Origin of the sequence: Flavobacterium sp. LAR06, assembly GCF_041946075.1 — a bacterium.
In the GTDB taxonomy this organism is placed as follows: domain Bacteria; phylum Bacteroidota; class Bacteroidia; order Flavobacteriales; family Flavobacteriaceae; genus Flavobacterium.
Genome location: NZ_JAUTYT010000010.1, coordinates 234,865 through 244,027, shown reverse-complemented (window position 1 = coordinate 244,027; position 9,163 = coordinate 234,865). Strand labels below are relative to the sequence as shown.

Here is a 9,163-nt window from a genome sequence, read left to right as displayed (position 1 = left end):
CTATAACATTTGTCGGTTATTTTGTAACTAACACTTACTGTACCGCCTTGACATAAAGTTGGTGCCATAGGATTTCCAATAAATTCGCCTTTAGGATCACAGCCACCGCTTACTCCAAAGCCTGATTTGAAGGTTTCAAATGCAGCATCCAAAGCAGCCTGATCCGCATAAGCGCAAGCTGATGCGTTTACAGGATCTGGTGATTGTGGAACTACAGCTGCAGGAGTCGTAATTGTGAAAGTTGCAGAACAAGATTTTTGTTGACCACAAGTATCAGTAACACTGTAATTTACAGTAACAGATCCGCCACATAAAAGTGGAGCTGTTAGATTTTCTAATCCGGAAGGTGTCAAAGTTCCATCTCCACCTGAAACTGTAAAGCCTTGTTTGAATATTTCAAAGGCTGCATCTACGGCTGCCTGATCGACATAATCGCAGGAACTTTTTATGTTATCCGGAGGGCAAACTATAACAATAGGTGTTGGCGGCGTCATTGTAATAACTACTGTGTCCGCTTTCTGACATCCATTTACCGGATTAGTAACAGTTAAGGCATAAGTCCCGGCCTTATCTATTGTTGGTGTCAGAGTAGTCTCATTTGAAACAATATTTCCATCCAATGTGGTCCATAAAAATGTAGCATTAGGCGTACTCGATGATCCTGACAATTGTATAGAGGTGACTAAACATGTTAATGCCTTATCATCTCCCGCATTAACGTTAGGTAGTTCCTTATCCTCAATAACCGTAACCATTTTTTTAGCAAAACAGCCTTCTAAATTGGTAAAAGCATAAACGGTATAAATCCCTTTAACGGATACAACCGGCGCAATTCCGTCTAAAAGTGGTCCATCAGCAATACCATCTGGTGATGGGCCATACCATTTAATAGTAGCATTTAAAGGAGTTGGCGTAGCTGTTAAAGTAGCATTTGGATTAGTACAGGTTAGTGGATTACTAACATTTCCTACTACCGCTACATCAGTAATATTTCCGAATAAAAATGGTCCGGAAAAATCTTTTAATTCTGAAGTAAAGGACGAAGATGATCTCGTTTTAACTAACAAAGATCCTAATAAATTAGAACAAGCGCTTTGGTTCACATTTCGACTATCTAATCCTAAAGCGGTTAAATTAATTCCGAATTCTGCAAATTGCAACGCTTCATAATCATTTTGAAAAGAAGCCTGTGAACCTCTTAAGGTTCCCCAAGGTGGTCCTAAAGTCGGAGCTGTTACATTCACAACTGCAAAAATGTCTCCATTTATTCCTCCACCTTTTGCATTTATCTCTGCATATCCATAAGGAGGTGCACCATTCCCCTGGTCATAAACACCGGTAAGATCAAAAGGTCTGTTTGGTTTTGAATTAAAAGCAGCTCTATCTGCATTAGATATCCAAACTCTTACGCTGGCAATTGGTTTTGTACCTCCGTTTTCAAAATCGATAGCAACTACAATATCTCCCGGAACCAGAATTTTTCCGGTAGCATCAAAAGTCCACGCGGTATGCCCTGACTGACTACCTGTACCAATCAATGCCCCACCGTTAAAAGAAACTTCTGTTCTGAAAAATTCAAAATCAAAATGTGAATTACCGTCAGAGGATATTTTAGATGCCCCGCCATACCCCCATAAAACGCCATTGGGATTTATAGCAAGAGCCGCTGGAGATACATCTCTTTTTAAATAACCGTAAACATCTACAATATCATCTTTTTGAGGTATACTTCCGGATCCCAATGACCATGTAGCGGGATTGTCTCCGTTTTTATTAGAATTACCTGAAAAAATATTAGAATCACTGTTATTTTGTGTAGAATTTGCATCACGTCCATACACAGCATCTATCCACAAAAAATTACCAACAGTGGTATTTTTGGGTTTTGACATTCTTTTTTCGAATGTAAAATTATTGTTTGCCTGGATTGACGTTTTTAGACTTGCTGCATTGGTCTGATCGATTACGTTTTCACCACTTCCGGTGGCAAAAGCAGCACTATAAAACCAGTCATCATAAATGCCCGAAGTGGTTGGGGGAACTAAAAACTGCTCTTTGTTTGCATAAACATCAGCATCGATACCAAAATTAGCCTGTACAGCTGCTCCGGAAACCGCCTGCGAATACAAATTAGAGTGGAAAGCAGATAGCATAAAAAACACAATCAGGTAAAATTGATGTTTTTTATCCTTGAATATTTCCGTCAAATTAAAATTTGAGAAAATTAAATAAATAGAAGAACAAAAGATTTTGCAAAATTCATGTGCAATCTTCATCTGATAAAAAATAGTTTTTTTCATAATAATAGTATTTAGAATACCATTAATTAGTGAAACGGCAAAGTTTACAGATCTGGGAATTACATGAAAATAATAACCATCTTCAAAAAATTCTGAAGTACAAAATCAAAAAAAATCTTTTAAAAAGAAGAAACCCTCAGAAATAAATTCTGACACAAACGATGAGGGGTGAAAAACATTTGTTAAAATTAATTAATAACACAATTCACCTTACTCAGAAGAAGATATAATCGATATCATTCCGAAATAATCGACGAATGGAATCAAACAATAGGAAAAGTAGTATTTCTATTTTTTAAATTCTTATAAAACTAAAAATCAAGACCTTAAGTTTTATTAAAAACAAAAAATAAGGCCTTGATTTCTACCGATATCTCAAAAAGATAACATTATATTATACTAAATAACAAAAGGACATTATTTAGTTGTTTTGCTTTTAAACAATATTTTACTGAAAAATAAGGCATGATAAGGCAATGAATTATCCCAGTAATCCCACGTATGAGCACCAGGACGTTCTGTATAATCATGGTCTACCTTATTATAAACCAATCTTCGGTGCAATTCACGGTTTGGTTCTATCAAAAAATCATCAACGCCAAAGTCTATAATCAAAGGCAATTTATTTTCTTTGATTTTATCCAGCATATTCATGACAGCATATTTTGCGTACATTTCAGAACTATCACTTTTATCTCCAAATACAGGCTGCATTAATTTCACCACCTGAGCCGATGATTCGCGATTTAACATTGTACTCATATCTACTGCCCCACTCATACTGCCGGCAGCGCAAAACAGATCCGGATGTTTCGCCGATAAATAAAGTGCACCGTGTCCTCCCATCGAAAGTCCGGTGATCACTCTTCCATTTCTATTGCTAATGGTTCTGTATGTTTTATCTACTTTCTGAATCACCTCCTGAGTAATAAAAGTTTCAAACTGACTTTCTTTATTGACCGGACTATCCAGATAAAAACTAAAAGTTTCACCTTCAGGCATTACAATAATCATATTGTATTGATCAGACAATCCCTGAACTAGTTTTTTGTTTGGCGTATTTTTTAACCAATCACTAAAATGCCCGTAAGCACCATGAAGCAAATACATTACCGGATAAGTAGTTTTACTTTTGGCATAAGAATTTGGCACTACAACGGCAGTTTTGTAGGTTTTGCTCATCGCTGTACTGGCAATTTGTAAAGTATCCACTTTTGCAGCATAACTCAGAGACGAAACGCATAAAAAAGCTGTAAATACTAAAATTTTAAAGTTTTTCATATAGTTTTTTTTTTGATTAGGGATTGTAAATATAGTTTTTTCAGGATAAATTATATGAAAAATCTGACCATTGTTTGTGATAAAAAGTTTTGCCACGAATTCATGAATTAATTCTTTTTATTGTTGTGATAAGGTTTAGTATAAATTACACGAATTTCTAATGATTAAAATAAGTTTAATTTTTAAAATATACTTAAGTTAGTTCAAATTTTAGCCGCAACTATAAAGGGTTTCATTTGTGTAATTTGTGGTTAAAAAATATCTATAATTTTTAGCAAAAAAAAAAAACATTCGCAACAAGCGAATGGTTTTATGAATATTTATTTCTTAAGAGATTACAATCTAAAACTTAACTAATTATAATCTTGTGTTCCTGACGATATTGAGATGCACTTACACCAGTATAATGTTTAAAGGATTTACTAAAATGACTAAAATTATTAAACCCACTTTCATAACAAACCTCATTTATACTTATTGGTTTCTCTGCCAAAAGTTTTGACGCATGCACCAAACGATATTCATTGACAAACTCGGTAAATGTTTTATTTGAAACTTTCTTGAAATATCGGCAAAACGAAGGCGTTGTCATACTAACCAGACTTGAAACCTCATCGATAGCAATTGATTCCTGAAAATGGTCTTTCACAAAATTAAAAATCATCTTCATTCGGTCATTATCCTGAGTGTTGAGTTCGAGAGAGAAACCATCTGCATTAAGCACCGTATATTCTTCTGATGCCTCAAGCTCATCTAAAATACTCAAAAGGGTCAGCAAACGCTCAAACGGAAGTTGTTGTTCCATCTTTTCTATTTTATCGCCAATTTGCTTTTTAGTTTTCCCTCCAAAGGCAATTCCTCCTTTAGACTGCGTCAGCACATTTTGAACCCTTCTCATCTCCGGAGCACCAAAAAAGTCGCTGCCTAAAAATTCAGGTTTGATATGAATAACTGTTTCATTTATATTTCCTGTCAGCTCATTTGTAAAACCACAATGAGGCAAATTCGCACCTATCAGCATCAAACTACCATTCGTATAGTAAGAAACGTGACTTCCTATTTGTCTTTTACCTGCCCCACCGTTTATATAAACCAACTCAATTTCAGGATGATAATGCCATAAATGAGCTTTGCTATTGGTCTTTTCGGCGTGTTTAGTGTAGGTAAAAGAACTTCCGTATGAGTTTGATATCACTTCAAGAGCTGGGGCTATTGTTTTCATGATAAAATCTTTAAATAATAATAGCAAAATTAACAAAAACACCTAAAATAATTTAAATTTTAACCTATAACGGTTTCGTAATTGAGAATTTTTTATCATTTCCTGCTTTTAAACGCAGTCAAAAACGATTCAATTTCACTATTTTTTTCAAGACCCATATTTTTATCCATGTTTTTTTTAATATATCGCATTTTATTCCACTTTTTTATATGCATGCAGCATTCTTTGCAAGAATTACAGAGTATTTCAAGAATGTTAAAAATCAAAAAAACATTGAAAAATAATAACTGAATTAGCTAAAACACCTATAATAATTCAAATTTTAACCTATAACGGTTTCGTAAATGAGAATATAGCATATAAATTGGCCAATAGAGTTGTGAAAAAAAATCTACCACTGAAGTAATTTAGCATCAGAAAAAGGAACTAATAATTTAAAACAATAATGGTTATGAAAAAGATTTTAAAATTAAGTTTAGTGTGTGCAGTACTTTTTACAGGAATGAGCACTTATGCAATTGATGGTAACGAAGATTTTACTCTTCATGTATTAAAAGGAAACGGGAAATTAGTAACATTCGCTCTTAACCAGGTTAAAAAAGCAAGTCTTACTATATATGATAAAGATGGTTCAGTACTTTATTATGAGAACGCTACAGGTAAAGACGGAATCTTAAGAACTTTCAGTTTCGAAGAATTTCCAGCAGGAACTTATATCTTAGAAGTGGAAGACAGCGTAAAAAAAGTAAAACATGAAATTACAGTAACTGATGATGGCTCTTTTTTATCATCAAAAGCAATTTCATCAACTTATAAAGCAGATACAACTGCAAAAAATACTAGCGTAGCAACACGCTAAAAAAGTTTATACTCGCATACAGTATAAAAATGAGGTTAGATAGTTAGTAAAGTTTAAAAACTGAAAAGTTTTAGAAACAGCTCTTTGTGGTTATTGAGCTGTTTTTTTTGTTCTTTATTTTTTGCCACGAAGGCACTAAGGCACAAAGTTTTTAAGTTCAGTTTGTCATCATGACACAGGAAGGATCACAGGGATTTTTGTGCGGAACTTCTAGTATTATCCTTCGTTCCTTAAGAGGATAAGTATTGTATTTGAATCTCACGCAAAGACACAAAAATGTAAAATTTTGTTTCACGCAGATTCTGCAGATTTAAGCAGATTTTGCAGATTTATTTTTTTTATTTATAATCTGCGCCTATCTGCCTAAATCTTTTTTAAATCTGCTTGAAACCAAACTTTACGTTTAAACCTCCAGGCAAGCATTTTTGTAAGAAATACAGATAATTTTACATTTTATTAAACACTACAAAACGTTGAAAAATAATAGGCTATTTTACTAAAACGATAAAAATAATTCAAATTTTAACCTATAACGGTTTCGTAAATGAGAATATAGCATCGAAATTGGAAAACAGAGTTGTGTTGAAAAACCTATTTCAGAAGTAATTTAGCATCAGAGAATTAGAACTATTAATTTAAAACCTAATATCATGAAAAAGAATTTAAAATTAAGTTTAGTATGTGCAGTGCTTTTCACAGGAATGAGTACTTATGCAATTGACGGGAATGAAGATTTTAACCTTCATGTATTAAAAAGAGATGGAAAACTAGTGACTTTTGCACTTAACCAGGTTAAGAAAGCGAATTTAACTATTTATGACAAAGATGGTTCTGTATTATATTATGAAAGTGCTACTGGTAAAGATGGAATCCTAAGAACTTTTAATTTCGAAGAATTTCCTGAAGGAACGTACATCTTAGAAGTAGAAGACAGTGTAAAGAAAGTAAGACATGAAATTACAATAACTGATGAGGCTACAGTTTTATCATCAAAAGCAATTTCATCTGTTTATAAAGCAGATTCAACTGCAAAAAGTACAAGCGTAGCAGTACGCTAAAAAAGTTTATACTCTCATAAAGTATAAAAATGAGGTTAGATAGTTAGTAAAGTAAAAACGTGATTGTTTATAAACAGCTCTTTGTGGTTATTGAGCTGTTTTTTTTGTGCTTTACTTTTTTGTCACAAAGGCACTAAGGTACAAAGTTTTTTAAGTTCAGTTTGTCATCCTGACGCAGGAAGGATCACAGTAAAAGCTCGACAAATATTGAGGAATTTCTCTTCTAGTATTATCCTTCGTTCCTTAAGAGGATAAGTATTGCATTTGAATCTCATGCAAAGACACAAAATGTAAAATTTTGTTTCACGCAGGTTTTGCAGATTTATTTTTTTATTTATAATCTGCGCCCATTTGCCTAAATCTTTTTTAAATCTGCGTGAAACCAAACTTTACGTTTAAACCTCCAAGCAAGCTTTTTTGTAAGAAATACAGATGATTTTACATTCTCTTAAACAGTACAAAACTTTGAATAATAATAATCGAATTAACTAAAACGATAAAAATAATTTAATTTTTAACCTATAACGGTTTCGTAAATGAGAATACAGCATCGAAATCGGAAAACAGAGTTGTGTAGAAAACCTTACAATATAAGTAATTTAGCATCAGAGAATTAGAACTATTAATTTAAAAACTAATGCCATGAAAAAGATTTTAAAATTGAGTTTAGTATGTGCTGTACTTTTCACCGGAATGAGTACTTATGCAATCGACGGGAATGAAGATTTTAATCTTCATGTTTTAAAAACAAATGGAAAGCTTATCACATTTGCCCTTAATCAGGTGAAAAAAGCAAGCTTGTCTATTTACGACAAAGATGGTAATCTAATTTATTCTGAAAATGCTTCAGGTAAAGATGGAATTTTGAGAACTTTTAGCTTAGAGGAATTTCCGGAAGGAACTTACTATTTAGAAGTTGAAGATAATGTGAAAAAAGTAAAACATGAAATTACGATTACTGATGAAGCTACTGTTTTGTCAAAAAAAGCAGTTTCATCAGTTTACAAAGCTGGTTTCTACAATAAAAATACAAGTGTAGCAACACGCTAAAAAGTTAACCACCTCATAAATGAGGTTAGATCGCTAGTAAAGAAAACGTGATTATCTAAAACAGCTCTTTGTGGTTATAGGGCTGTTTTTTTGTGCTTTATTCTCAGAAAAAATTCTCCCTGCCCTATTTTTGGAAAACTATTCTTAATAATTTTAAAAGTCTGATTTTTAAACTTTTAAAAAATAACGTAAAAAAACATCCAAGAACTAAGTTTTTACGTACATACTTTAACAAAAACATCGAAACATCTTTAATTCAGCAACTTATCCGTTTGAAAACGGCATTTTTTTGCACTAAATTAATTTTTTTTGTTAGTTTTACGTTCCACTATTTAGTATTAAACAATTTAAAAACAATTAAAAAAAGACATGACAAAATTTACCCAAATGGGCTTAGTTGTTGCCTTATTTCTAACAACAATTTTTACCTACGCAATTGATGGAAAAGGAGATTATATTTTGAATATAATTACCGGAAACGGAAAAGTAGTTAGTTTTACTTTACACGCTGTTGAAAAATCAGTTTTTTCTATTTATGATGAAAATCACAATTTGCTTTACACAGGAGATTCTGCTGCAGACAAGTTAGAAATTTCAAAAACAATAAGTTTAGAAGGTTTTCCTGCCGGAACTTATGTTTTAGAAGTAACAGAAAGCGGTAAAGTTGAAAAACATGAAATTAAAGTTGTAGCTAAAAAAGTGAAAAAAGTTGCATTAGACGAATCAGTAAACGAAAGTCCTGCTTTTCGTCGTTAATCACTCTTTTTGCCCAAAAAGTTAAAAGCAGCTCTTCCTATACGAGCTGCTTTTTTTTGTTTTTTTTACTATACAATATAATGTGATTTTTACGTTTTGATAATAGTCTTAACAAACTGTTACTATGACCGTTAAATTTACATTTAACCGTTAAAACAACCAAAAATCAATAGATTTAAATACATTTATACAATTAAGTCACTTATTATCAAAGGCGTATGAAAAAAAAAAGCTAGCCATTTTATTACCATTGACTCTTTTTTATTTAAAGCTTTCTGCTCAAAATGAAAATTATGTAACCAAAAAAACTGGTGAAAAATACGCTCATGTTGACGTAAACAAAACTTACGAAAAAGTGGCCGCAAAAGGCTATAAATCTATAGATCTGTTTCAGAAACTAGGAAATTCTTCTTACGCTATTTGTAATCTTGAAAAAGCTGCAAAATGGTATGGCGAGTTATTTGCGATGACATACGATTTAGATCAAATGTATTATTACCGATATGCAGAATCTTTGCGATTTATTTCTCAAAATGAAAAGGCCGATGCATTGATTGAGCGATTGAAACGCAAATCTAAAGTATCAGCTAAAAAGAAATAAAAACTACCTAAAATATACAGTACACTTCTGTGTATA

Annotated in this window: 7 protein-coding genes and 1 pseudogene; 5 read left to right on the top strand and 3 right to left on the bottom strand. The window is 32.5% G+C overall.

Annotated elements, in window-relative coordinates; genetic code table 11:
* The 3 genes and pseudogenes from Q7C23_RS15880 to Q7C23_RS15870 form a co-directional block, all read right to left on the bottom strand.
* A pseudogene (locus tag Q7C23_RS15880) lies at window positions 1-2,300 on the bottom strand (hypothetical protein); the annotation flags it as partial.
* Window positions 2,301-2,717: 417 nt separating this feature from the next.
* Window positions 2,718-3,581, bottom strand: a complete 864-nt coding sequence (locus Q7C23_RS15875) for an alpha/beta hydrolase (RefSeq protein WP_375033455.1) — start codon at window positions 3,579-3,581, stop codon at window positions 2,718-2,720.
* Between the two features lie 349 nt (window positions 3,582-3,930).
* A complete protein-coding gene (locus Q7C23_RS15870) occupies window positions 3,931-4,803 on the bottom strand; it encodes an AraC family transcriptional regulator (protein ID WP_375033454.1) in 873 nt (290 codons plus the stop codon).
* A 451-nt stretch (window positions 4,804-5,254) separates the two neighbouring features.
* On the opposite strand from Q7C23_RS15870, the gene Q7C23_RS15865 reads away from it, so the two are divergent.
* The 5 genes from Q7C23_RS15865 to Q7C23_RS15845 all read left to right on the top strand — a co-directional run bounded on the left by Q7C23_RS15865 (window position 5,255) and on the right by Q7C23_RS15845 (window position 9,127).
* On the top strand, window positions 5,255-5,662 hold the full coding sequence (locus Q7C23_RS15865; protein ID WP_375033453.1) for a secretion protein: 408 nt from the start codon (window positions 5,255-5,257) through the stop codon (window positions 5,660-5,662).
* Window positions 5,663-6,312: 650 nt separating this feature from the next.
* Window positions 6,313-6,720, top strand: a complete 408-nt coding sequence (locus tag Q7C23_RS15860; protein WP_375033452.1) for a secretion protein — start codon at window positions 6,313-6,315, stop codon at window positions 6,718-6,720.
* A 642-nt stretch (window positions 6,721-7,362) separates the two neighbouring features.
* Window positions 7,363-7,770: a DUF3244 domain-containing protein gene (locus Q7C23_RS15855; protein ID WP_072975597.1), complete on the top strand. Its 408-nt coding sequence runs from the start codon at window positions 7,363-7,365 to the stop codon at window positions 7,768-7,770.
* 369 nt (window positions 7,771-8,139) lie between these two features.
* Window positions 8,140-8,526 (top strand): secretion protein, encoded by a 387-nt coding sequence (locus Q7C23_RS15850; RefSeq protein WP_375033451.1) that lies wholly within the window; start codon window positions 8,140-8,142, stop codon window positions 8,524-8,526.
* A 250-nt stretch (window positions 8,527-8,776) separates the two neighbouring features.
* Window positions 8,777-9,127 (top strand): flagellar motor protein MotB, encoded by a 351-nt coding sequence (locus Q7C23_RS15845; protein WP_375033450.1) that lies wholly within the window; start codon window positions 8,777-8,779, stop codon window positions 9,125-9,127.
* The last annotated feature ends 36 nt before the right edge of the window (window positions 9,128-9,163 follow it).